Raw genomic sequence first — 24,820 nt, 5'->3', positions numbered from 1 at the left:
TCACGTCCCGGCCGGAGGAGGAACCATGGCGCGTACGTCGGTTCGGCTGGTCGGCATCGGTCTCGTGGTGGGGCTCGGGCTCACCGCGTGCGGCAGCGATGGCGGCCCGAAGAAGAGCGAGCTCACGAAGAGCGAGATCGTCAGCACCACGCCCGAGGGCACCGAGGCGGTCGACTCGATCGTCTGGGGCCTGCCGACCGGAGAGCCCACGTCGGTCGACCCGATCGTGTCGGGCGCCACCTCCGAGATGACCGTGTCGCCGAACCTCTGCGAGAACCTGCTGCGCGTCGAGCCCGACTTCTCCGTCCAGCCCGCGCTCGCCACGTCGGCCGAGTGGGCCGACGACACGACCTTCGTGATCGACCTCCGCGACGACGTGACGTTCTGGGACGGCTCGCCGCTCACTGCCGACGACGTCGTCTACAGCCTCCAGCGCACCGCCGACCCGAAGGGCCCGAGCTTCTGGAGCGGCGCCTTCCGCTACGTCACCTCGATCGAGAAGACCGGTGACCTCCAGGTGACGCTGGCGTTCAGCCAGCCCGACGCCCAGTTCAAGTACGGCCTCGCCGGCCCGGGCGGTGGCATCGTCCAGCAGGCGTTCGCGACCAAGGCCGGCCCGGCCTTCGGCACCGCGCAGGGCGGCGTGATGTGCACCGGCCCCTACGAGTTCGTGCGCTGGAACACCGGCGAGAGCATCGAGGTGAAGGCCTACCCGGACTACTGGGACGGCGCCCCGAAGGTCGGCGAGGTCACCTTCAAGTTCGTCGGCGACGCCGCCACCCTCACCTCGGCGCTGCGCGCCGGCGAGATCGACGGTGCCTACGACCTGCCGGTCTCGACGGCCGTCGCCCTCGAGAAGGCGGACTCCGGCACCGTCTACCGCGGCTTCAGCACGCAGTCGCTGAGCTTCGGTCCCACCTCGACCGAGGGCTTCGGCGCCGACCCGCGGGTCCGCGAGGCGCTCAACCTCGCGATCGACAAGAAGGGCCTGATCTCCACGGTCCTGCGCGGCCTCGGCACCATCCAGAAGACGTTCACCGCGCCGCTCGCGTGGAGCGGCGACAGCGAGGCGAGCACCTACCAGGACGGGTACGACGCCCTGCCGGCCAACGACTCGCCCGACCTCGAGCGCGCGAAGGAGCTGGTCCAGGAGGCCGGCGCCGACGGCGCGAAGCTCGTGATGGCGATCCCTGCCGGCGGCGCGACCGAGTCGCAGGCCGCGACCGTCGTGCAGGCCGCGGCCAAGGAGATCGGCATCGACCTGCAGCTGAAGACCATGCAGCCGACCGAGTTCTCCGAGCTCTTCTACAACCCCGAGAAGCGCGCCGGCGTCGACTTCGTCTGCACCATCGGCTTCCAGGAGGTTCCCGGTGGGCTCTACTACGCGCCGGAGTTCGCGACGCCGACCGGCCTCTACAACTGGTCGCAGTACGACAACCCCGAGGTGACCGCGCTCCTCGAGGAGGCGCGCACGACCACCGACCCGGCGGTGACCGCGGAGAAGTTCGTGGAGGCCCAGGCGATCTTCGCGCCGGACAACCTGCAGGTGACGCTCGCGGGCATGAACGTGCTGCTCTACCTGGGCGACGGCCTCAGCGGCTCCCCCGCCTCGATCTCGTACATCGCCTCCCCGTGGGCCGCCTCCCTGGGTGGGACGGAGTAGTGCCGGCTCGCTGGCCGCTGTTCGTCCTGCGCAAGGTCGGGGCGCTGGTCGTCACGCTGCTCGTCTCGAGCCTGACGATCTTCCTCGCGCTCCACCTCGCGCCGGGCGACCCAGCGACGGCGATCGCCGGAGGCACCAAGCCCAACCCGGAGAACCTCGCCCGCATCCGGGCGGAGTACAACCTCGACGACCCGTGGTGGAGCCAGTACCTCCACTGGCTGCACGGGATCGTCACCGGCGACCTCGGCACGTCGATGGTCTACAAGACCGACGTCAGCACCCTGCTCACCGCCCGGGTCGGCAGCACCGCGCTGCTCGTCCTGTACGCCGGCGCCCTGATCCTGGTCTTCGGGATCGGGCTCGGCGTGCTGGCCGGCCTGCGCGGCCGGGTGACGCGCACGGTCATCAACGTGGTGACCACGGTCGCCATGGGTGCGCCGACGTTCGTCGTCGCGATCGCGCTGATCGCGATCTTCGCGACCACCCTCGACTGGCTCCCGATCTACGGCACCGGCGAGGGACTGACGGACCGGTTGGCGCACCTGACCCTGCCCGCGATCGCGCTCAGCCTGAGCTACGTCGCGTACGTCGCCACGGTGACGCGCGCGGCCGTCGACGAGGAGAAGGTGTCGGAGCACGTCGAGACCGCCGTCAGCCGGGGTACGCCGCAACGGCTGATCACCCGCCGGCACGTGATGCGCAACGCCGTCGCCCCGATCCTCACCGTGTCCGGCCTCAGCATCGCGGGCCTGTTCGCCGGCACCGCCGTCGCGGAGCAGGCGTTCGGCGTCAACGGGATCGGCTCGCTGCTGGTCGACGCGTCCGCCAAGGGGGACCTCGCGGTCGTCCAGGTGATCTCGCTGTTCATGGTCGCGGCGTTCGTGGTCGTCAATGCGGTCATCGACGCCGTGAACGCCCTGCTCGACCCGCGCACCGCTCTCGAAGGAGCCGCCGCATGAGCGCCGAGCTCGCCCTGAGCCCCCGGCGACCGCTGCTGCTGCGCCGGTTCGCGGGCGTCAGCCCGGTGATCGTCGTTGCCGGCACGGTACTGGCGCTGATCGTGCTCGCGGCCCTGCTGGCACCGCTGATCGCGCCGTACGACCCGAACGCCGTGGACCTGATGAGCCCCTACGAGGGCTCGAGCCCCGCGCACTGGCTGGGCACCGATGCCAGCGGTCGCGACATCCTCAGCCGCCTCCTGTACGGCGCGCGGATCAGCCTGGCCGGTCCGGCGCTGGTCATCGCGTGCTCGATGACCGCCGGCGTGCTGCTCGCCCTGGTCGCCGCGTGGTGCGGCGGCAAGGTGGACGCCGTGATCTCGCGGCTCATCGAGGTGCTGTTCGCGTTCCCCGGCCTGATCCTCGCGGTCGTCGCCGTCGCCGTGTTCGGCGCCGGCTTCTGGGCGCCGGTGGTCGCGCTGTCGATCGCCTACGTCCCGATGGTGGCCCGCATCCTGCGCTCGGTGGCGCTGCGCGAGCGCAACCTGCCGTACGTCGCGGCCCTCCAGATCCAGGGCGTGCCGGCGCCGCGCATCGCCGTGCGCCACCTGCTGCCCAACCTGATGCCGATGATCACCGTGCAGGCCGGCATCGGCTTCGCCTACGCGATGCTCGACCTCGCCGCGATCTCCTACCTCGGGCTCGGCCTGCAGCCGCCGACCGCCGACTGGGGCGTGATGGTCGCCGAGGGCCAGTCCTCGATCATCGAGGGCTACCCCCAGGAGTCGCTGTACGCCGCGGGCGCCGTGCTGGTCACGGTCGTCTGCCTCAACCTGGTCAGCGGCTGGGTCGCCGAGCGGTACGACGTGCGAGGAGCCGAGCTGTGAACACCCCGCGAAACCACGAGCCTCCCCCGCTGCGCTCCTCCAGCCCGCGCTTCCGCGGGCACCCCGAAATGACCACGCTGGACATCCAGGACCTGCGGGTCGCCGTACCCGTGCGCTGGGGCAGCAAGACGATCCTCGACGGGGTCAGCCTCACGATCGCGCCGGGCGAGGCGCTCGGCCTGGTCGGCGAGAGCGGCTCCGGCAAGACCACCTCGCTGCGCGCCGTGGTCGGCCTGCTGCCGCGGGGCGCGACCAGGAGCGGCACGATCCACGTCAACGGCACCGACATCGGCACGTTGTCGAAGGCCGAGCTGCGGCGCTTCCGCGGGACCCAGACCGCGGTGGTGTTCCAGGACCCCCGCGCCCACATCAACCCGCTCCGCTCGGTCGGCGACTTCCTGCTCGAGAACCTCGTCGAGGTGCAGCGCAAGCCGCGCGCCGAGGCGGAGAGGACCGTGCGTGGCCTCCTCGTCGACGTCGGCATCACCGATCCCGAGCGGCGGATGCGGCAGAAGCCGTACGAGCTGTCGGGCGGACTGCTGCAACGGGTGATGATCGCGGCCGCGATGGCCGCCGAGCCGAGCCTGCTGCTCGCCGACGAGCCGACGACGGCGCTCGACGTCACCACCCAGGAGGAGGTGATGGCGATCCTCGACGAGCAGCGCAAGGCCCGCGGCCTGGCGATGCTGTTCGTCAGCCACGACCTCGACCTCGCCGACGCCGTCTGCGACCGGATCGCGGTCATGAAGGACGGCCGCATCGTCGAGGAGCTCGGCGCCGAGGGCCTGCGTCAGCAGGCCTCGCACGACTACACGAAGGCGCTGATCGCCGCGCGCCCACGCCTCCAGGTCTCCGTGCCCTCGGGCCGGCCGTACGACGAGAAGCCCGCCGCCGCTCCGCTCCTGGAGGTCGCGGAGCTGCGCAAGGTCTACCGGGTTCGCCCGGCGACCGGCACCGGGCACGAGGACCTCGTCGCCGTGGACAGCATCTCCTTCGGGCTGCCGCGTGCCGGGTCGCTGGCCATCGTGGGCGAGTCCGGCTCCGGCAAGTCGACCACCGCCCGGATGATCGTCGGCCTGGCCCAGCCGACGTCGGGCCGGATCGTCGTCGACGGCGACGAGTGGCAGCCCGGCCGGCTGAGCTCCGCCGAGCGGCGGCGCCGCGGGCGGCTCGTGCAGATGGTGTTCCAGGACCCGTACTCGTCGCTCGACCGGCGCCAGAGCGCACAGGACTGCCTGCGTGAGGCGCTCGCGGTGCACGGCCACCTCCCCAAGAAGCAGCGGGACCAGCGGGTCGCGGAGCTGCTCGACCAGGTCGGGCTCACGGCCGAGCAGGGCCGCGCCCTGCCCCGGTCGCTGTCCGGCGGGCAGCGGCAGCGGGTGGCGATCGCCCGAGCGCTGGCGGCCGACCCCTCGGTGCTGATCCTCGACGAGGCGGTCTCCGCGCTCGACGTCTCGGTGCAGGCACAGGTGCTCGAGCTGCTGGACCGGATCCGCCGCGAGCTCGACGTGGCACTGCTCTTCATCTCCCACGACCTGCCGGTGGTGCAGCAGATCAGCGACGACGTCCTGGTCATGCACCGCGGCGAGGTCGTCGAGTCCGGGGCGGTGAACGACGTGCTCTCCGCCCCGCGGGAGGACTACACCCGCCGGCTCATCGACTCGGTGCCGCGCGAGGGCTGGCAGCCCCGCCGCCGCCGTACGACCCCTGCAGCACCCGACCCCGTGGAGGTTCCGTGACCGCCGTACCCCAGATCGTCCCCGAGCTCGCGTTCGCGTTCGAGGCGCGCGTCGACATCGCGCCGTCCGAGCACATCGGCCACGCGGGCTCCGCCCCCGTCGGCATGACTCCGATCACCGGCGGCACCGTCAGCGGCCCGCGCCTCAACGGGACCGTGGTCCCCGGCGGCGGCGACTGGGCGATCGCGCGGCCCGGCGTGGCCGTCGACCTCGACGCGCGCTACCTGATCCGCGCGGACGACGGGGCGCTCATCGACATCGTCAACCGCGGCTTCTGGGTCGCCTCCGACGAGGTCAACGAGCGCGCCGAGGCCGGCGAGCCGGTGGACCCGTCGGAGTACTACTTCCGCACCCAGCCGGTCTTCCGCACCGACGCGCCGCAGCACACCTGGCTCACGCACACGGTCTTCGTCGGGATGGCGTACGACGACGCCGACGTGCACCAGATCAGGATCCAGTTCTTCGAGGTGAAGTGACCGTGCCGACCGAGTACGAGCACGTCCGCCCGGCGCCGCTGGACGACCGCGCGCAGCACCACATGGTGCGGATGCGCGACGGTGTGCGGCTGGCGACCGACGTCTACCTCGCGGGCGACGAGGCGGCCGAGGCGGTGCTGATCCGGCTGCCGTACGACAAGGTCGGCACCTACACGTTCATCCCGCTGATCGCGGCGTACTTCGTGCGGCACGGCTACCACGTCGTCGCCCAGGACGTGCGCGGCAAGTTCCGCTCCGAGGGCGAGACGCTGCTGTTCGTCAACGAGGCCGCCGACGGCCACGACACGCTCGACTGGCTCGTCGAGCAGTCCTGGTCGAACGGCGTCGTCGGCATGTGGGGCGACTCGTACTACGGCTACACGCAGTGGGCCGCCGTCTCGACCGGCCACCCGGCGCTGCGCGCGATCTCGCCGCGGGTGACCGGCACCCGGCTCGGCGAGCTCCCCGACGACGGCGACGTACAGCCGGGCAGCTGGACCCGCGAGGTCGAGATGGGCGTGCACCGGCTCTATCCGTGCACGTTCTTCCACGACAACGACGTCTACTACTGGGAGCCGGACTGGAAGCGCCGGCCGCTGGTGGCCGGCGTCGAGGAGTTCTTCGAGACCGTCGGGTCGCGATCGATCTCGTTCGACCAGTGGTTCCCCGAGCAGGTCCGGCTGCGCCGGTTCCCGTTCGGCCACCCGTTCGAGGCCAAGGCCGTCCCGGTCCTGCAGACCATCGGCTGGTGGGACAACTGCGCGCCCTGGCAGTGGAGCGACCACTGGAAGCTGGTCGAGCACCAGGCGTGGGCGCACAACGAGTACCTGCTGATCGACTCGATCGACCACGAGAACATCCACCTCCTCGACCCGCGCGGCGAGAAGAGCCCGGAGCAGGTGGAGGCGTCGCTGCCGGCGTACCTCGACCCGACCATCGAGTTCTTCGACGTGTTCCTGCGCGACCGGGTGCCGGCGGCCACGATCCCGAAGGTGCGCTGGAACCTCGCGCACACCGAGGGGTTCCGTACGTCGCCCACCTGGCCGCCCGCCGGCATCGAGGCTCGTCCGTGGCGGCTCACGACCGACGAGCTGACGTGGGTGCACGATCCCGACGACCTGGTGCCGTCGCCGGTCGAGAACGCCTTCGCGTTCCTGGGCGAGTACCCCGACGAGCGCGCCTGGGCGGATCGGGCCGACGTCCTCGTCTTCGAGGAGTCGCCGGTCGACGCCGACACGGACCTGGTCGGTGCTGTCGGGCTGACGGCGACCGTGGGTAGCGACGGTCCGCGGATGGACGTCTTCGTACGGCTGCTCGACGTGGACGCCTCGGGCGCGGCGCACCTGGTGGCGCGCGGCCAGGTCCACGTCGTCGACACCTCCGAGCGCCGGCCGGTGACCGTCGACCTCGGGCAGGTCGGCTACCGGCTGCGCGCCGGCCACCACCTGCGCGCCCAGGTCAGCAGCAGCGACTACCCGGAGTTCGTGCCTCAGCCCGGCACCGGCGAGCACCCGTGGCTCGCGGAGAAGGTCGTGCCGAACACGCAGACGCTGGCCGACGCCGTGCTCACGTTCCACGTGCTGCCGGGCGCCGCCGGATGAGGCGCGTCGCCCTCATCGGTGGCGGCGTCATCGGCAGCGGCTGGGCCGCGAGCTGCCTGGCTCAGGACCTGGAGGTGCGGGTCTTCGACCCCGCGCCGGAAGCCGAGGAGTCGATGCCGCGCGACTCGCGGCTCTCGTTCGCCGGGACGATCGAGGACGCCGTGCGCGACGCGGACTTCGTCCAGGAGAACGGACCCGAGCGCGAGGACGTGAAGGCGGAGATCATCCGGGAGATCGACCTCGCGGCCCGGCCGCACGTCGTGGTCGCGAGCTCGTCGTCGACGATGATGCCGAGCACGCTGGCCGCGATGGCGCCCGAGCACCCCGAGCGGGTGCTCGTCGGGCACCCGTTCAACCCCGTCCGCCTGATGCCGCTCGTCGAGGTCGTCGGCGGGCCGGGGACCTCGCCCGCGGCGGTCGAGGCCGCGCTCCGGTTCTACCGCTCGCTCGGCAAGCGCCCGGTCCACCTCCGTCGAGAGGTCGCCGGCCACCTGGCCAACCGGCTGCAGGCGGCGCTGTGGCGCGAGGCCTACTCGCTCGTCGAGAGCGGGGTTGCGTCGGTCGCGGACGTGGACGCCGCGATCGCCCACGGGCCCGGGCTGCGCTGGGCGCTCCTCGGCCCGCTCGTGAACCAGCACCTGTCCGGCGGCGCCGGGGGACTGGCGCACGTGCTCGCCCACCTCGGCCCGCCGACCCAGGCGATCATGGACGACCTCGGCGACCCGCGCCTGTCGCCGGAGCTCGTCGACCTCCTCGTGCGCGGCGTCGACGACGAGCTCGCCGGCGTCGACCAGGCCGCGATGGCGGCGGCCCGCGACGAGCTGCTCGTCGGCCTGCTCACCGCCAAGGCCCAGCACACCGACCTTCCCTGAGGAGACCCATGCGGTACGAACCCGCCATCGACCTGGACGCGATCGTCGCGCTCGACGTGCACACGCACGTCGAGGCCGACGACCACGGGCACTTCTCCCTCGACCAGGAGCTGATGGACGCGTCAGCGGCGTACTTCAAGGCCGACCAGGACCGCACGCCCACGCTCGACCGGATCGCGGCGCACTACCGCGAGCGGTCGATGGCGGCGGTCGTGTTCACCGTCGACGCCGAGACCGAGACCGGTCACCCGGCCCTGTCGAGCGAGGAGATCGCCGAGGGCGCCGCGCGCAACAACGACGTGCTGATCCCGTTCGGCTCGGTCGACCCGCGACGACCGGACGCGATCGAGCGCGCCGTACGCCTGATCGAGGACTACGGCGTCCGCGGCATGAAGTTCCACCCCAGCCTGCAGGGCTTCGCGCCGAACGACCCGACGTACTACCCGCTGTACGGCGAGCTCGCCGCGCGTGGCGTCGTCGCGCTGTTCCACACCGGCCAGACCGGGATCGGCGCGGGCCTGCCGGGTGGCCGCGGCATCAAGCTGCGGCTCTCCGACCCGATGTTGCTCGACGATGTCGCGGCCGACTTCCCCGAGCTGACGATCGTGATGGCGCACCCGGGCGTGCCGTGGTCGGACGCCGCGATCTCGGTGGCCACCCACAAGGCCAACGTGCACATCGACCTGTCCGGCTGGCTGCCGAAGTACTTCCCGCCCGCCCTGGTCCGCCAGCTCGGCACGCTGCTGCGTCGCAAGGCGCTGTTCGGCTCGGACTACCCGGTGCTCACCCCCGACCGCTGGATGTCGTCGTTCGCGGAGCTCGGCGTCCGCGACGAGGCGTACCGCGACATCTTCGTCGACAACGCCGCGCGCGTGCTGCGGCTCCGCTGACCCCACGAGAGCACGAGAGAAGGCACGATGACCCGATTCGCAGACCTGGGCCTCTTCACCGGGGTCGCCCAGGTGGACAACTTCTGCCGGATGGCGGACCTGCTGCCGTCGGTCGAGATGCCGGCGTCCACCCGTCCGCGTCCGTGGCCGTCCGGTGCGCCGGTCGAGGCGCCGGCGACGTTCGACCACGCCGGGCGCGTGAAGCCGTTCGAGGACGGGTTCGCCGAGACCGAGACCGCGGCGCTGCTCCTGCTGCACCGCGGCGAGGTCCGCTACGAGCGCTACGCGCTGACCGGCGGGCCCGAGGTGCGGTGGATCTCGATGTCGGTCGCGAAGAGCTTCGTCTCGGCGCTGGTCGGCATCGCGATCGAGGAGGGCCACATCGGCGGCGTCGACGACATGATCAGCGACTACGTCGACGTCCCCGACGGTTCGGCGTACGACGGTGTCGCGATCCGCGACGTGCTGCGGATGGCGTCGGGGGCCCGATGGAGCGAGGACTACAGCGACCCGACGTCCGACGCGCTGCGCCTGGCTGCGGCGATGTCCGGTCAGGGCACGCTGGTCGACTTCGTCGGCGGGATGGTGCGCGAGCTGGAGCCGGGCACGATGTGCCGCTACAACTCCGGTGACACGCAGGCCCTCGGCCTGCTGCTCATCAAGGCGACCGGGCGGTCGCTCGCCGACTACATGCACGAGAAGCTCGTCGAGCCGCTCGGGTTCACGTCGTCCTGCTCCTGGCTGGTGGACAGCGCCGGCACCGAGGCGGCGTTCGCGTGCCTGACGGTGACGGCCCGCGACTTCGCCCGGCTCGGCGAGCTCTACCGCAACGGCGGCCGCGTCGGCGACGTGCAGGTCGTGCCGGAGGCGTGGGTCGCGGAGTCGGTCGCGGAGTCGGCGCCGCCGTTCGAGCCGATCCCGGGTCTCGAGGGGGAGCCGCCGATCGGCTACGGCTACCAGTGGTGGATCCCGAAGACCGACGCCGGCGAGACCACCGGCGAGTTCAGCGGCATCGGGGTCTACAACCAGTTCGTGTACGTCGACCCCGCGCGCGAGGTCGTCGTGGTGAAGCTCAGCGCCAACCGCAGGTACGGCACGTCGCTCGAGGAGTCCGACAACCGCGAGGCCGAGAACATGGAGATGCTGCGCGCGCTGGCCCGGGTGGTCGACCCGCCGGCCTGAGCAGGAGGCGGATCCGCGCCATGGCGGATCTGCGTCATCCGAGGACCTACCAGCGCGGGGCGAGCGCCGGATAGACATCCACCCATGCATCCATCTGCGCCCTTCTCGGGGCGGCGTCGCTGGCGTCCGACACTCCTCGCCGTTGCCGTCGCGACCCCCGCCCTCCTGATCTCCACCAACCTCCACGCGCCAGCACACGCGGCTGCGCCCGACCTTCCGGGCAGCCCCGACACCCCGTCCTCGCGGCACCGGGTCACCCTGGTCACCGGCGACGTCGTGACGGTCACGACGCTCGCGGACGGCAGCCAGGTCGCCGACGTCGACCGGCCCGACGACGCGGTCGGGGGCGTGCGCGTGCAGGAGAGCGGCGGCGACCTCTACGTGATCCCCGACGAGGCTGTCGGCCTGCTCGGTGCGCACGAGATCGACCCCCGGCTGTTCGACGTCACCACGCTGATCGAGATGGGGTACGACGACGCCGGGACGCGCACCGTGCCGCTGATCGTCTCCTACACCCAGGCGCGGGCACGCGTGGCGGCACCCGCGGCCCCGCGAGCCAGCCGGACGGTACGCCGCCTCCCGGTCATCGACGGCGCCGCGATCGTCACGCCCAAGCCGCGGGCCCGCACGTTCTGGACGTCGATCGCTCCGGCCGACCCGACCGACCCGACCCCGAGCCTGCGCGGCGGCGTGGCCAAGCTCTGGCTCGACGGTCGCGTGCAGGTCAGCCTGAAGGACAGCGTCCCGCAGATCGGAGCGCCGGCCGCGTGGGCGAAGGGCCTCGACGGCACCGGCGTGACGGTCGCCGTGCTCGACACCGGCATCGACGCGAGCCACCCCGACCTCGCGACCCAGATCGACGGGACCGAGAGCTTCGTGCCCGGCGAGGGGATGGCCGACGTCAACGGCCACGGCACCCACGTCGCCTCCACGATCGTCGGCACCGGCGCCGCCTCGGACGGTGAGAACCGCGGTGTCGCTCCCGGTGCGGACCTCATCGTGGGCAAGGTGCTGGGCGGCCCCGAGGGCAACGGCCAGGACTCCTGGGTGATGGCCGGCATGCAGTGGGCCGCCGAGTCCGGCGCCGAGGTCGTCAACATGAGCCTGGGCGACGTCGCACCGTCCGACGGCAGCGACCCGATGTCCCAGGCCGTCGACACGCTCTCCGCGCAGTACGGCACCCTCTTCGTGATCGCCGCGGGCAACTCCGGGCCCGAGACCATCTCGTCCCCCGGCGCAGCCGCCTCGGCGCTGACCGTCGGCGCCGTCGACAAGCAGGACGCCCTGGCCTCGTTCTCCAGCACCGGTCCGCTGACCGTCACCGGCGCCATCAAGCCCGACCTCTCGGCTCCGGGCGTGGACATCACCGCGGCCCGCTCGCAGGACATGACCGACGGCGGCTCCGGGATGTACCGCACGATCAGCGGCACCTCGATGGCCACCCCGCACGTCGCGGGCGCCGCCGCGATCCTCGCCCAGCAGCACCCGGGCTGGACCGGTGAGCAGCTCAAGGAGCAGCTGGTGAGCAGCACCCACGGGCTCGACCCGGCGTACTCGCCGTACGAGGTCGGCACCGGCCGGCTCGACGTCGCGGCTGCCGTCGACGCCACCGTGCGCGGCACCGGATCGCTGTTCTTCGGCAACTACACCTGGCCGCACGACGAAGCGGAGGCCGCGGTCACCCACGACCTGACCTTCACCAACACCGGCGACCAGGACGTCACGCTCGACCTGGCCCTCGCGGGTGGCGGGCAGGCGTTCACGCTGGGCGAGTCGACCGTCACCGTGCCGGCCGGCGCCAAGGCCGTCGTGCCCGTGACCGGAGACCCGATGGCCGCAGGCCTGGGGCGTCACGTCGGCTACGTGGTCGGCACGGACGCCGCCACCGGCACTCCGGTCACCCGGACCTCCCTGGCCCTGCTGAAGGAGGACGAGCGCTACGACCTCGACATCAAGCTCGTCGACCGCAACGGCGCACCCGCGGCCACCTGGGTCTCGATCAACCGGGCCGGCGACCCGCTCGGCGCCTGGGGCGAGTACGTCGACGGCGAGAAGACCCTGCGGCTGCCGCCGGGCACCTACTCGGTGACGACCTACCTCGACGTGCAGGGCGAGCGGGCGGACCGGTCCGGCCTGGCCGTGCTGGTCGACCCGGAGACCGTGCTCGACGAGTCGACCGAGGTCGTCCTCGACGCCCGCGAGGCGAACCTCCTGCAGACCGCGGCGCCGCAGCGCACCGAGGACCGGCAGCGCAAGGTCGACCTCAGCATCGTCGACGAGAGCGGCCTGGAGTTCCGCAGCGCGTACGCCGTCTCGCCTGACGTCGACGACGTCTACGTCGCACCGACCGACCCGATGGAGCAAGGCTCCTTCATCCTGACCACCCGCTGGCGCAAGGGCGAGCCGGCGCTCACCCTCAGCGGCCCCCACGGCCGCCACGGCCGCCGCCACGGGGGCACCATCGACACCCTCGTGCAGCCGGGCAGCACCGTGGGGACGACCACCGACTCCGCGGCCACCGTGTACGCCCGCTCGGGGGCAGCGGCCGACTACCAGGGCCTCGACGCCCGGGGCCGGATCGTCGTCGTCGAGCGCACCGAGTCGGTGTCGCCCGAGGAGCGGGCCGCGGCCGCGGTCGCGGCCGGGGCGCTCGCGCTGGTCGTCGTCAACGACGGCGTCGGCGGTCTCCAGGAGTACGTCGGTGACGTGCCGATCCCCGTCGCCGGCGTCCACCGCGACGCCGGAGCCGTGCTGGTCGCCCTGGCCAAGCGGGGCACCCGGCTGACACTGCGCCAGGCCGAGTTCCCGTCGTACGTCTACGACCTGACCCGCGAGTACCCGGGCCAGGTGCCGGACCGCGCGATGGTCTACCGGCCGAGCCAGCGGGACCTGGCGCGGATCGACGCGAGCTACTACGCCGTGAAGCCGACGGTCTCGAGCGGATACCGCTACGACGTCACGCTCAGCCCGTCCCTGGGCTTCGAGGAGCTCGAGCAGCACCCGGCCACCCGGGTCGAGTGGGTCACGCCCGACCAGGCGTGGGTCGAGTCGCACGCCCAGGGGATCGACACCCCGCTCTACTGGCCGATGGTCTCGGGCGTCACGTCGTACGACCGTGGCGAGAAGGCAGAGCTCGACTGGTTCCGGCCGACGATCCGGCCCGGGTTCAGCGACTCGTTCGGCGTCTTCAACTCCCGTGCCCAGGACTACATGACCTTCAACGTCCAGCCCTGGAGCTCGTTCAACGAGCGCGTCGAGCTCGGTGGGTTCCTCCCGTGGGGCGAGACGCCGACGCACCTCCAGGTCTTCCAGGGCGACACGCTCATCCACGACAACCCGTACAGCGCGGACATGCAGTGGAAGGAGGTGCCGGCCGGCAACCTCCCGTACCGCGTCGTCCTCGACGCCGAGCGGCCGGCGGACATCTTCCGGCTGTCGACCCGGACCCACACCGAGTGGGAGTTCATGTCCGACACCGTGGACTCCGACTACTTCGAGCCGTTCTCGGTGATGGAGCTCGACTACCGCGTCGAGACCGACCTGCGCGGCGACATCCGCGCCGGTGCGAAGCAGCGGATCTCGGTGCTCCCGTCGTCGATGGACCTCGGCGAGGTGCCGGGGAAGCTCACCCGGGTCAGCCTCGAGGTGTCGTACGACGGGGGAGCCACCTGGCGCACGGTGCGGCTGAGCCGCGGCTCCGGCGGCTGGTGGGACGGCACCCTCGACACCGCGAAGCGGCCCGGCGGCTTCGTCTCGGTGCGGGCGAGCGCGGCCACGGACGCCGGCTACTCGATCGAGCAGGAGGTCATCTCCGCGTACGGCCTCCGGTGACCTCGGGTCCTGGCGGGTGCCGGGAGGGAGACCTCCCGGCACCCGCCCGGCCGGCGGTACTCTCCCCACGGCGATCGCCGACTCGGGGAGGGGTGCCGATGCTGGAGGCGTTGGGTGTGGAGCCCGGTGTGGAGCTCGTGTACCGAGCCCTGCTCGCCCACCCGAGCGTGACCCCCGCAGACCTCGCCGCGGAGGTCGGAGTCGCGGCCGCGGACGCGGAGTCGGCGCTGGCCAGCCTGGTCTCGGCCGGGCTGGCGTTCCGCCCCGGCGGGGGCGTGTACGTCGCGGCGCCACCGGCCGTCGCCCTCGGGGCGCTGATCACGGACCGGCGCGACGGGCTGCGGCTCGCCGAGCAGGCGCTGGCCACCCTCGCCGAGGAGCACCGGGCCTCGCTCGCCGGGCAGACCATCGACGCCCTGATCGAGGTGGTCACCGGCATCGACCCGATCCGGCACCGGTACCAGCAGGTCCAGCAGGCCGCGACCGGCCAGCTGCGGATGTTCGTGACCGCGCCGTTCGTGGCCGTGCCGATGGGCGAGAACACCGCGGAGCCCGCGGCCGTCGACCGCGGCGTCCGGGTCCGGGTGATCGTGGAGCGAGCGGTTCTCGACGGGCCCGGCGCCATGGCCGAGGTGGTGGACTCGCTGCGCAACGGTGTCGAGATCCGGGTCGCCGACGAGATCCCCATCAAGCTCGTGCTCGCCGACGGCGACCTCGCGCTGGTGCCGCTGACGCTCGCGCCGACCGACGAGCCCGGCGCGGTCCTGCTGCAGCGCAGCGGGCTGGTCGCGGCGCTGGAGTCGCTGTTCGAGGCGGTCTGGGCGCGGTCGTACCCGCTCCGGCTGTCGAGCCTCGACGCCGGCACCGTCACGACCGAGGACCTCGACGGCGTGCCGACCGCCCTCGACCTGAAGATCCTGAGCCTGCTGCTCGCCGGCCTCACCGACCAGGCGGTCGCGTCCCAGCTGGGGCTGTCGCTGCGGACGCTCCAGCGCCGGCTCCGTCACCTGGAGGACCTGGCCGGCGTGCAGAGCCGGATGCAGCTGGGCTGGTACGCCTCCCGGAACGGGTGGGCCTGACCCAGGTCAGCCCGCGCGCCCCGGCGCCGGGTCCGGGTCGTCGAGCCAGGCCCCGACGACCGCGGCGAGCTCGTCGGGGTGGCTGAAGTTCACCGCGTGCGCGGCGGCGTCGATGACCGCGACCGACAGGTGCACGGGCGACATCGCGGCGACCTCGCGGACCCGCTCGGGCGTCGGGATCAGCGGGTCGCGCCGTCCGAGCACCGCCAGCGTCGGCACCTGGACGTGCACCAGGCGCTCGAGCGACGGGTAGCGGGCGAGCTCGCCGAACAGCCGCAACCCGTTGACCGGCCCGAAGCGGAGGTAGTCCGGCACCGCGACCGGGAACATCCGCGGGCTCTCGAGGAACATGTCCTTGCCGAGCTGGCCGAGGGCCCTGGCCAGCGGCTGGTTCTGGACGCCGCCGGCCGGCGAGACCAGCACGAGTCGGTGCACGCGCTCGGGAGCCGCGTGGGCGACCTCCAGGGAGACGGGGCAGCCCATCGAGTTGCCGAGCAGCACCGCCTTCTCGATCTCGAGGGCGTCGAGCACGCCGACCAGCGCCTCGCCCAGCTGCGGGATGTCGAGCACGCGGCCGGGACGCTGGCTGCGCCCGTAGCCGGGCAGGTCCGGGACCACGTTGACCCAGCGGTCGGCGAGGATGCGGGCGGTCGGCAGGAGGTACGTGCCGGAGATCGCGAAGCCGTGGACGTGCACGATGGGGACGCCGTCGCCGCGCGTGCTGCGCCGGCAGTCGACCCGGGTGCCGCCGATCAGCAGGTGCTCGGTCACCCAGCCGTCGTCGGTCCGCACCGCCGGATCGTCCCACGTTCGCCCCGGTCCCCGGGCGGGCACTGCTGTGTCGTGGCAGTCCATCTGATGTGGCTCGGTGACCCGGCGCAGGCGCAGGTCGTGATGGCGACCCCCGGGCCGTGGCGTGAGCTGGTCGAGGCGGGGCCCGGGCTCGTCGTCGTCGAGTCGGACGAGACCGTGTCGCGGATCTACCACGAGGCGAAGTCGCTCCTGAGCGACGAGTGCGCCCTCGTCGTGGCGCCGCTCGGTCATCGGCCGAAGGCGCGTGGCCTCACCGGAGGCACCGTGGCCTGGCTCCGTGCCCGCCTGCCGCTGCCGGACCGTGACTGAGGATCAGGGCCGAGGGTCGTAGCAGGCGAGCAGCAGTGCGAGGTCGTCGTCCAGCGCCTGCCCGGCCGCGGCCTTGAGGGACGCGAGCAGGTTGTCGAGGGCGGTCTCGGGCGGATCGCTGACGAGCCCGGCGAGGAGCGGGGTCGGGTCGACGAACGACCCGTCGGGGGAGCGCGCCTCGATGAGGCCGTCGGTGTAGAGCAGCAGGCTGTCGCCCGGCCCCAGCCGGCCGTGCGTCGGGCGAGGGTCGGCGCCGAGCCCCAGCGGGACCGCGTGGTCGAGGTCGATGGTGCGGACCTCGCCCGCGGCGGTCACCAGGACCGGCGGTGGGTGGCCGCACGAGGCGATGCTGAACCGGCCGTCGTGGTCGATGTCGACCAGCACCCCGGTGACGAAGTCCTCGATGTCGGGCAGGTACGGCACCAGCCGCCGGTCGATCTCGCGGGCGACCTCGGCGACGTCACCGGTGCCGGCCGCGGCGGCGCGGAACTCGCCGAGCACGACCGTGGCGGTGCGGACGGCACCCAGCCCCTTGCCGCGTACGTCGCCCACGAGCAGCCGCACCGAGGTGGGGCGCGCGACCAGCTCGTACAGGTCGCCGCCGACCTGGGCCTCCACCGCGGCGGAGATGTAGCGCGCGTTGAGCACCACGGGTCCGACCCGCGGCGGCGGTGGAGCGAGGATGGCGCGCTGCGCGGCCTCGGCGATCAGCGTCACGCCCGCGAGCCGCTCGGACTGCTGCTCGAACGTCGCGGCGGTGTCCAGGGCGAGGGCCACCCGCTCGGCGATCTCCTCCAGGAACGTCAGGTCCGCCTCGGCGTACCGGCGTCCCGACTCGGCGTGGATCAGGGTGACGGCGCCGAGGATCCGGTCCCGGCCCTTCAGCGGAGCGACGATCGCGCTCGTGAACCCCATTCGCCGCAGGATCGCGCGGTGCTCGTCGTTGACCGCGGCCGCGTCCACCAGGTCGGCCGGGATGAACGGGTAGATCTCGCTGGTCCCGGTCCGCACGACCTGGGGGGCGCCGGTGGCTGCGTCCATGCGGGTGGGGAACGCGTCGCGCATGCTGCGCGCCCACTCGGTGGTCTCGGGATCGCGGTGCTGGATCTCGATCGTCTCGAGCTCACCGTTCCGCAGCAGCTGGACCGCGCACCAGTCCGCGAACCTCGGGACGAGGAGCCGCACGACCTCCGCGAGGGTGCCCTCCATGTCGAGGCTGCGGGAGAGCGTCATGGACGCCTCGGCCAGCAGCGCGGTGCGCTGGGTCTCGGCGTCGGCCGCCTGGAGCTCCTCGGCCCGGGTCAGCGCGCTGGCCAGCGCGCCGGCGAGCGAGTGCAGGAAGCCGTCCTCGGCCGGTCCGAACGAGCCCGGAGGGAACGTCAGCGCCAGCAGGCCGAGCGTCCGGTCGCCCCGGCGCAGGGGCAGCACGTGCAGGCTCAGCTCGGTCGGGTAGTAGCCGGCGAGGGCCGGGAAGACGGTCTCGATCTCCTGCACGGTCCGGTAGTGCAGGTCGACGCCGTCGCGGGCAGCGACGGCGCCCGGGAGGTCGCTGTGCAACGCCACCTCCTGGAACTGGTCGGCGGCCTGGCCGCCGCGCCCGTTCCACGTCACCGCGCGCAGCATGTCGTCGGGGTCCAGCGACAGCACCATCGCCGACTTCGCGCCCAGGACCCTCACGGCGTGGCTGACGAACCCGTCCGCCACCTCCGTCACGGTCCGCGCGCCGGTCAGCTCGACGGCCAACGCGTCGAGGACCTGCTGCGCGAGCAGCTGGATGCGCTCGACCTGCCGGCGCCGGCGCTGGTTGGTGTGCGCCGTCGCCAGCGCGACCGCGCAGAGCAGGAGGCAGGTGAGGAAGCGGACCGTCCACACGGGCTCGCCGAGGTCGTCGTTCCAGACCCCGGAGGCGACGGAGGCGACCGACGCGACGACGGCGACCACCAGCGTGCGCCGCGGGCTGCACCAGAACGCAGCGATGACGGCCCCGACGCCGTACGCGCCGTTGATCTGCCGGCCCGAGACGAAGTCGGTGACGGCGAGCATCGCGACCACGGCCAGCCCGACCAGCCACCAGACGCGCTCGACCGGGTCCACGGGGTGCCGCGTCACCGGTCCTACCTCGCCTGCCACCTCACGAGTCTCTCTCGGCGCCCTGTCGATGATCCGCATTATCCAGTCGATCGCGATCTGCGGAGGCCACTCGCCCGGATTCGAACATATGTTCTATTCTTCTCGGATGCGGGCGAACGACCAGACGGGGCAGCGGGGGCACGTCGGCCCCAAGCACGTCTGGGTCAACGTCACCGGCGCCTCGACCGGACGCGCGCCCGGGATCCTCCTCGACTGGCGCACGGTCCAGGGCCGCTGGGAGGCGTACGTCGTCTGGGCCGACGGCGGCGGGAACGTGAAGCCGCGCGCCTATCTCGAGTGGGTTCGCCAGGAGCACGTCACGCGCCGCGACTGAGTGGCACACTGCCGCCCGTGACCGGCTTCGACTTCGACGTCCTCGTGATCGGGTCGGGCTTCGGCGGCAGCGTCACCGCGCTCCGGCTCACCGAGAAGGGCTACCGCGTCGGGGTGCTCGAGGCGGGCCGGCGCTGGCGACCCGAGGACTTCCCCGAGCGCAGCCGCGACCCGCGCTCGATGGTCTGGATGCCGCGGCTCGGGCTGCGCGGTGCGATGCGGTTCAGCCCGATCGGGCGGACCACGGTCGTCAGCGCGGCCGCCGTGGGCGGCGGGTCGATCATCTACGGCAACACGCTGTACGAGCCGCTCGACGAGTTCTGGTCCGACCCGCAGTGGGCGCACATCACCGACTGGAGGCGCGAGCTCGCGCCGTACTACGACCAGGCGAAGCGGATGCTCGGGGCGGCGCAGAACCCGCGGCTGACCGCGAGCGACGACGTGCTGCTCGGCATCGCCACCGACCTCGGCGTGGCCGACTCGTTCCACGCGACGCAGGTCGGCGTGTACTTCGGCGAGCCCGGCCGCACCCAGCCGGACCCGTACTTCGGCGGCGTCGGTCCCGCGCGGACCGGCTGCACGTTCTGCGCGCGCTGCTTCAGCGGCTGCCCGCACAACGCGAAGAACACGATGCTGACCAACTACCTCTACCTGGCCGAGCGCGCGGGGGCGTCCGTGCAGGAGCTGCGGACCGTCGTCGACGTCGCACCACGGGCCGGCGGCGGGTACGACGTCGTCTCGGTGCGCTCGGGCCGGTGGCTGCGTCGCGGGCGCACGGTGCACACGGCCGAGCAGGTCGTGTTCTCCGCGGCCGCGCTCGGCACCCAGGAGCTGCTGCACCGGGTGAAGCGCCGTGGTCTGCCGCGGCTGTCGGACCGCCTCGGCGAGCTGAGCCGGACGAACTCCGAGGCCGGGCTGATGGCGGTCAGCCGGTCGCGCACCGACCTGGCCGACGGGGTCGCGATCAGCGCGTCGATCCACCCCGAGCCGCACACCCACGTCGAGGTGTGCCGCTACGGGCCGGGCCAGGACGCGATCCTCGCGAGCAGCGCGCCGCTGGTCGACGGTGGGCCGCGGCGTGCGCTCCGGTTCGCCGGGATGCTGCTGCGCCGGCCGGTCCACCATCTCCGCTTCGCGCTGCGCGGGCAGAAGGCCGAGCGGACGGCGTTCATCCTGGTCATGCAGTCGCTCGACAACTCGCTGACGTCGTACCTGCGACGCACGCCGTTCGGGCTGCGGCTCTCCACCCGCGCCGGGCGCGGCGAGCCCAACCCCGACTGGATCCCGGTCGCGCACCGGATCACCCGGATGTTCGCCGACCGCATCGACGGTGAGGCTCGCGGCTCGCTGGCCGACCCGTTCGACAAGCCGGTCACCGCGCACTACCTGGGCGGCGCGGTGATGGGGCTCAGTGCGGACGACGGTGTCGTCGACCCCTACCACCGCGTGCACGGCTACCCCGGCCTGCACGTCATCGACGGCTCGGCGATCACGGCGAACCTCGGCGTGAACCCGTCGCTCACCATCACCGCCCTGGCCGAGCGGGCCACGGCGCTCTGGCCGAACCGCGGCGAGGCGGATCCGCGACCGGCGCCCGGGGCGGCGTACGCCGCGGTCGCGCCGGTGCCGCCGAACGCCCCGGTCGTGCCCGAGGGCGCCTCCGGCGCGCTCAGGCTCGACAACGCGCCGACGGCGTGACCCACTGGAGTCATGACCGACGAGCGTGCCTCCATCCGCTACGTGGTCGACGACGTGCAGGCGTCGGTCGACTTCTACGTGACCCACTTCGGGTTCAGCGTGAACAGCAACGTCGCGCCGGCGTTCGCGGACGTCGTCCGCGGACCGATCCGGCTGCTGGTGTCCGGGCCGCCGAGCTCGGGGGCGAGGTCCACGCCCTCCGACATGAACGTGCCGGGGCGCAACCGGATCCTCATCGTGGTCGACGACCTGGAGGCCGAGATGGAGCGGCTCGACGCGGCCGGGGTGCCGTTCCGCAGCGACGTCGTCTCGGGTCCGGGCGGACGCCAGGTCCTGGTGACCGACCCGGCCGGCAACCTGGTCGAGGTCTTCGAGCCGAAGGGCTAGTTCGCCATACTCCCGCCATGCGGATTCGCGACAAGGTCTGGGTGGTCACCGGCGCGGGCAACGGGATGGGCCGGGAGCTGGTGCTGCTGATGCTCGGCCGCGGTGCCCGGGTCGCCGCGGTCGACGTGAGCGCGGCCGGGCTCGAGGAGACCGCGCGGCTGGCGGGTGCGCCCGACCGGCTGTCGACGCACGTCCTCGACATCACCGACCAGTCCGGCGTCGAGGCGCTGCCCGACACGGTCGTCGCGGTGCACGGCGCGGTCGACGGCCTGCTCAACAACGCCGGGGTGATCCAGCCGTTCCTGCCGGTCACCGAGCTCGACGACGCCGCGATCCGGCGGGTCCTCGACATCAACCTGATGGGCACCGTGCACATGACCCGCGCGTTCCTGCCGCTGCTCGTCGAGCGGCCAGAGGCGCACCTCGCGAACGTCGCGAGCATGGGCGGCTTCTTCCCGTTCCCCGGCCAGACGATGTACGGCGCCAGCAAGGCCGCGGTGAAGCTGTTCACCGAGGGCCTGTACGCCGAGCTGCTCGACACGAACGTCGCTGTCTCCGTGATCATGCCCGGTGCCATCGCCACCGAGATCACCACGAACTCCGGCGTCGACGCACCCACCGGCGAGGAGGGCAGCGTCCGGATGACCCCGCCCGACAAGGCCGCGCGGATCATGGTCGACGGGATCGAGAGGGACCGGCTGCACATCTACGTCGGCGCCGACGCGAGGCTGATGAGCATCGCGATCAAGGTGATGCCGAAGACGGCCATCAAGTTCGTCAAGGCGCAGATGGCGAAGGCGGTCTCGCTGTGATCCTCGACGACTTCCGGCTGACCGACCAGGTCGCGATCGTGACCGGCGGCGGCGCCGGGATCGGCCGCGCGATCGCGGTGGCGTTCGCCGAGGCGGGCGCCGACGTCGTGGTCGCGTCGCGCACCCAGGCGGACCTCGACGAGACCGTCCGGGCGATCGAGGCGACGGGCCGCGCCGGCCTCGCGGTGGTCGCCGACGTGATGGTCGATGAGGACCTCGAGCGGCTGGTGACGGCCACGGTCGAGCGCTTCGGCAGGCTGTCGATCCTGGTCAACAACGCCGGCGGCAGCCTGCCGCGCCCGGCCATGCAGACGTCGCAGCGCTACCTCACGACCGCACTGCACTTCAACGCGGTCGCGCCGTTCCTGCTCAGCAAGCTCGCGGCCCAGGCGATGGTCGACACCCAGGGTGGCGGCTCGATCGTCAACATCTCCTCGCGTTCCGGCGACCTGGTGATGACCTCGATGCTCGCGTACGGCGCCGGCAAGGCCGCGCTCAACATGATCACGCAGAACCTCGCCGCGGACCTCGCGCCGACGGTGCGGGTCAACGCGATCGGCGTCGGCGGCGTCGCCACCCAGGCGATGGACTTCGTGATGAACGACGACGCACTGCGGTCGACGTACGAGCAGAACACCCCGATGGGCCGGATCGGCCAGCCGCGCGACATCGCGGCCGCGGCGCTCTACCTCGCGTCACCCGCCTCGTCGTGGGTCACCGGCGTGGTGCTGCGCGTCGACGGGGGTACGACGGCGCCGTCGTTCGACATCCCGGTGCCGCCGCTCGAGCCGTCGAGCTAGCGGGCGAACATCTCCAGCCACGCCTCACCGTCGGCGCCGAGCTCGCCGTTGGTCGCTGCGACCTTGGCCCACTTCCGGGTGGCGCGCAGGAACGTCGCCGGGTTGTAGACGTCCTCCTCGCACGACCACAGGTTGTCGCCCGCGTAGGTGAGGATCGTCAGGTTGCTGGCGCCGTGGCGCGCGCCGTCGCCGGGGTCGCGCAGGTCGTTCCAGACCTCGCACACGATCCGGCCGCGCTCCTCGTCGACGACGTACCACTCGATCGGGAACCCCGGCATCTCGCTGCCGGGGAACGTCGTCATCGTGCGCACGATCCAGTCGCGGATCTGCTCGCGGCCGTTGAACGTGCCGTACGCGTGCTCGACGTACGTCGCGTCCTCGGTGAAGAGGTCGGCGAAGCGCGACCACTCGCCGCTGGAGGCGATCCCCGCGACCTCGTCCTGGTAGTGCTGGAACGCGGACTCGAGCTCTGTGCGCGCATACGTGGGCATGCCCGGACTGTAGGGGCCTTGCGCCGGAATGGGAACACGTTCTAAATTGGACAGGTGTCCAACTCCACCGCCGAGCGCCTCCTCGAGGCCGGTCGTGAGGAGCTGCGTGCCGTCGGGCACCAGACCCTGACGATCCGGATGGTGGCCCAGCGCGCGGGGGTCTCGTCGGCCACGGCGTACACCTACCTCGAGTCCAAGAACCGGCTGTACGCCGAGCTGTTCTGGCGCTTCCTGGTCGAGGACGAGCAGGTGGCCGAGGGCGCCGACGCCGTCGCGCGGGTGCGGTCGGTGACCCGCAACCTGGCGAACCGGCTGGCCGAGGCGCCCGAGCTCGCGGCCGCGGTCACGCCGGCGCTGCTCGGCCCGGACCCGGAGGTCGACGAGCTGCGGCTGCGCATCGGCTCGGAGTTCGTCCGCCGGTTCCGCGACGCACTCGGCGCGAAGGCCGACGTCGCCGTGCTCGAGGCGCTCGCACTGGCGTTCTCCGGCGCGCTGCTCCAGGCCGGGATGGGACTGATGACCTACGCCGAGATGGCCGACCGGCTCGACTCCGTCGTCGCCGTGATCATGAAGGGCAACTGATGAGCACTCCGCGAGATTTCGGGCTTCCCCCGCTTCGCTCCTCCATCCCACCACTCCGCAGGGACCTCGCATGACCGTCGCGCAGAGCAGTCCGGTGCTGGACCCCTACGACTACGGGTTCCAGGCCGACCCCTATCCCGTGTACGCCTGGCTGCGCGAGCACGAGCCGCTGCACCACAACCCGGAGCTCGACCTGTGGGCGCTGACCCGCCACGAGGACATCGCGGTGGCGCTGCGCAGCGACAGCGTCTACTCGAACTCGTACGGCGTCGCCATCGAGAAGTCCGCCTGGGGCCCCGACGCCCACAAGGTGATGTCGATCCTCGGGATGGACCCGCCGCGCCAGAACCGGCTGCGGTCACTGGTCTCCCGAGGCTTCACCCCGCGCCGGGTGCACAACCTCCTCCCGCGCATCCAGGAGCTCACCGACCGCTACCTCGGCGAGTGCCTGGAGATGGGCAGCTTCGACTGGATCGCCGACTTCGCCGGCCGGCTCCCGATGGACGTCATCTCCGAGATGATGGGCGTCCCGGAGGAGGACCGCGCGGAGGTGCGTCGCCAGGCCGACATCGTCGTGCACCGCGAGGACGGGGTGTACGACGTGCCGCCGGCCGGTGCCGAGGCCTCGCTGTGGCTGGTCGGCTACTACATGGACATGGTCGCCCAGCGGCGCAAGAAGCCGAGCGACGACCTCACCAGCGCCCTGATCGAGGCAGAGATCGACGGCGAGCGGCTGAGCGACGACGACGTCATCGCGTTCCTCTTCCTCATGGTCGTCGCCGGCAACGAGACCACGACCAAGCTGCTCGGTCACGCGGCCTTCCACCTCACCCGGCACCCCGATCAGCGAGAGCTCGTCTTCGGCGGCGCCGGCAACACCGACCTGGTGGCTCCGTGGGTGGAGGAGACGCTGCGGTTCGACACCTCCAGCCAGCTGCTGGCGCGCTACCTCCTGCAGGACGTCGAGCTGCACGGACGGGTCGCCCCGCAAGGATCGAAGCTGCTGCTCTGCCTGGGCTCGGCCAACCGGGATGAGTCCGTGTTCAGCCGGCCCGACGAGTACGACATCACCCGCGACCAGGACGAGCTGGCCAAGATCCTGTCCTTCGGTGGCGGCCGGCACTTCTGCCTGGGCGCCAACCTGGCCCGGCTCGAGGCACGCGTGGCGCTGACCGCCCTGGTGGAGCGGGCCCGGTCGATCGAGGTCGACCACGACGCCTCCCGACGCGTCCACTCGGTCAACGTCCGCGGCTTCGCCGTCGAGCCGATGCAGGTGGTCCCGCGATGACTCACCCCACGAAGTTCTT

General features: G+C 72.2%; 22 protein-coding genes. 19 read left to right on the top strand and 3 right to left on the bottom strand.

All coding sequences use genetic code 11. The annotated features are described in order from the left end of the window. Positions 1-25 precede the first annotated feature (25 nt). From MJ604_RS18565 to MJ604_RS18515, 11 genes are all read left to right on the top strand, one after another. Positions 26-1,663, top strand: coding sequence for an ABC transporter substrate-binding protein (locus MJ604_RS18565; protein WP_243060078.1), 1,638 nt, complete (start codon positions 26-28; stop codon positions 1,661-1,663). Beyond that, positions 1,663-2,622 carry an ABC transporter permease gene (locus MJ604_RS18560; protein ID WP_243060077.1) on the top strand — a complete coding sequence of 320 codons (960 nt, stop codon included), beginning with the start codon at positions 1,663-1,665 and terminating at the stop codon, positions 2,620-2,622. The genes MJ604_RS18565 and MJ604_RS18560 overlap by 1 nt, the downstream gene beginning before the upstream one ends. Further along, positions 2,619-3,488, top strand: a complete 870-nt coding sequence (locus MJ604_RS18555) for an ABC transporter permease (RefSeq protein WP_243060076.1) — start codon at positions 2,619-2,621, stop codon at positions 3,486-3,488. The genes MJ604_RS18560 and MJ604_RS18555 overlap by 4 nt, the downstream gene beginning before the upstream one ends. After that, entirely contained in the window at positions 3,485-5,227 is a 1,743-nt protein-coding gene (locus MJ604_RS18550; RefSeq protein ID WP_243060075.1) for an ABC transporter ATP-binding protein, read from the top strand. The genes MJ604_RS18555 and MJ604_RS18550 overlap by 4 nt, the downstream gene beginning before the upstream one ends. Continuing rightward, the gene (locus MJ604_RS18545; protein ID WP_243060074.1) at positions 5,224-5,703 is read left to right on the top strand and encodes a DUF3237 family protein; all 480 of its coding nucleotides are present in this window, start codon (positions 5,224-5,226) and stop codon (positions 5,701-5,703) included. Before MJ604_RS18550 ends, MJ604_RS18545 begins: the two co-directional genes overlap by 4 nt. 2 nt (positions 5,704-5,705) lie before the next feature. Further along, entirely contained in the window at positions 5,706-7,304 is a 1,599-nt protein-coding gene (locus MJ604_RS18540; RefSeq protein ID WP_243060073.1) for a CocE/NonD family hydrolase, read from the top strand. Further along, positions 7,301-8,176, top strand: coding sequence for a 3-hydroxyacyl-CoA dehydrogenase NAD-binding domain-containing protein (locus MJ604_RS18535; RefSeq protein WP_243060072.1), 876 nt, complete (start codon positions 7,301-7,303; stop codon positions 8,174-8,176). The genes MJ604_RS18540 and MJ604_RS18535 overlap by 4 nt, the downstream gene beginning before the upstream one ends. An 8-nt stretch (positions 8,177-8,184) precedes the next feature. Continuing rightward, positions 8,185-9,066, top strand: a complete 882-nt coding sequence (locus MJ604_RS18530) for an amidohydrolase family protein (RefSeq protein ID WP_243060071.1) — start codon at positions 8,185-8,187, stop codon at positions 9,064-9,066. A 27-nt stretch (positions 9,067-9,093) separates the two neighbouring features. Next, the gene (locus tag MJ604_RS18525) at positions 9,094-10,248 is read left to right on the top strand and encodes a serine hydrolase (RefSeq protein WP_243060070.1); all 1,155 of its coding nucleotides are present in this window, start codon (positions 9,094-9,096) and stop codon (positions 10,246-10,248) included. An 84-nt stretch (positions 10,249-10,332) separates the two neighbouring features. Next, positions 10,333-14,079 carry a S8 family serine peptidase gene (locus MJ604_RS18520; protein WP_243060069.1) on the top strand — a complete coding sequence of 1,249 codons (3,747 nt, stop codon included), beginning with the start codon at positions 10,333-10,335 and terminating at the stop codon, positions 14,077-14,079. A 98-nt stretch (positions 14,080-14,177) separates the two neighbouring features. Next, complete coding sequence (locus MJ604_RS18515) at positions 14,178-15,158, top strand: hypothetical protein (protein ID WP_243060068.1); 981 nt, start codon at positions 14,178-14,180, stop codon at positions 15,156-15,158. 6 nt (positions 15,159-15,164) lie between these two features. Here the strand turns inward: MJ604_RS18515 and MJ604_RS18510 are convergent, their stop codons facing one another. After that, entirely contained in the window at positions 15,165-15,950 is a 786-nt protein-coding gene (locus MJ604_RS18510) for an alpha/beta fold hydrolase (RefSeq protein WP_243060067.1), read from the bottom strand. 51 nt (positions 15,951-16,001) lie between these two features. On the opposite strand from MJ604_RS18510, the gene MJ604_RS18505 reads away from it, so the two are divergent. After that, the gene (locus MJ604_RS18505) at positions 16,002-16,280 is read left to right on the top strand and encodes a hypothetical protein (protein ID WP_243060066.1); all 279 of its coding nucleotides are present in this window, start codon (positions 16,002-16,004) and stop codon (positions 16,278-16,280) included. Between the two features lie 3 nt (positions 16,281-16,283). On the opposite strand, the gene MJ604_RS18500 is transcribed toward MJ604_RS18505, so the two are convergent. Continuing rightward, on the bottom strand, positions 16,284-18,389 hold the full coding sequence (locus MJ604_RS18500; protein WP_243060065.1) for a GAF domain-containing SpoIIE family protein phosphatase: 2,106 nt from the start codon (positions 18,387-18,389) through the stop codon (positions 16,284-16,286). A 127-nt stretch (positions 18,390-18,516) separates the two neighbouring features. On the opposite strand from MJ604_RS18500, the gene MJ604_RS18495 reads away from it, so the two are divergent. From MJ604_RS18495 to MJ604_RS18475, 5 genes are read left to right on the top strand one after another with little or no spacing between them, the layout of a single operon-like run. Then, complete coding sequence (locus MJ604_RS18495; protein ID WP_243060064.1) at positions 18,517-18,744, top strand: hypothetical protein; 228 nt, start codon at positions 18,517-18,519, stop codon at positions 18,742-18,744. 17 nt (positions 18,745-18,761) lie between these two features. Further along, positions 18,762-20,441, top strand: a complete 1,680-nt coding sequence (locus MJ604_RS18490; protein WP_243060063.1) for a GMC oxidoreductase — start codon at positions 18,762-18,764, stop codon at positions 20,439-20,441. Between the two features lie 12 nt (positions 20,442-20,453). Next, positions 20,454-20,828: a VOC family protein gene (locus MJ604_RS18485; RefSeq protein WP_243060062.1), complete on the top strand. Its 375-nt coding sequence runs from the start codon at positions 20,454-20,456 to the stop codon at positions 20,826-20,828. A gap of 17 nt (positions 20,829-20,845) precedes the next feature. Continuing rightward, positions 20,846-21,640, top strand: coding sequence for an SDR family oxidoreductase (locus MJ604_RS18480; RefSeq protein WP_243060061.1), 795 nt, complete (start codon positions 20,846-20,848; stop codon positions 21,638-21,640). Next, on the top strand, positions 21,637-22,440 hold the full coding sequence (locus MJ604_RS18475; protein ID WP_243060060.1) for a glucose 1-dehydrogenase: 804 nt from the start codon (positions 21,637-21,639) through the stop codon (positions 22,438-22,440). Before MJ604_RS18480 ends, MJ604_RS18475 begins: the two co-directional genes overlap by 4 nt. On the opposite strand, the gene MJ604_RS18470 is transcribed toward MJ604_RS18475, so the two are convergent. Continuing rightward, positions 22,437-22,931 carry a nuclear transport factor 2 family protein gene (locus tag MJ604_RS18470; RefSeq protein WP_243060059.1) on the bottom strand — a complete coding sequence of 165 codons (495 nt, stop codon included), beginning with the start codon at positions 22,929-22,931 and terminating at the stop codon, positions 22,437-22,439. The genes MJ604_RS18475 and MJ604_RS18470 overlap by 4 nt on opposite strands. Before the next feature lie 54 nt (positions 22,932-22,985). Between MJ604_RS18470 and MJ604_RS18465 the strand changes: the two genes are divergently transcribed. Then, positions 22,986-23,513: a TetR/AcrR family transcriptional regulator gene (locus MJ604_RS18465; protein WP_243060058.1), complete on the top strand. Its 528-nt coding sequence runs from the start codon at positions 22,986-22,988 to the stop codon at positions 23,511-23,513. A gap of 70 nt (positions 23,514-23,583) precedes the next feature. Continuing rightward, entirely contained in the window at positions 23,584-24,801 is a 1,218-nt protein-coding gene (locus tag MJ604_RS18460) for a cytochrome P450 (RefSeq protein ID WP_243060057.1), read from the top strand. The last annotated feature ends 19 nt before the right edge of the window (positions 24,802-24,820 follow it).

Origin of the sequence: Nocardioides sp. SR21, assembly GCF_022761125.1 — a bacterium.
GTDB lineage: Bacteria > Actinomycetota > Actinomycetes > Propionibacteriales > Nocardioidaceae > Nocardioides.
The sequence above is the reverse complement of the archived record's forward strand: the minus strand, read 5'-3'. Positions and strand labels throughout refer to the sequence as shown.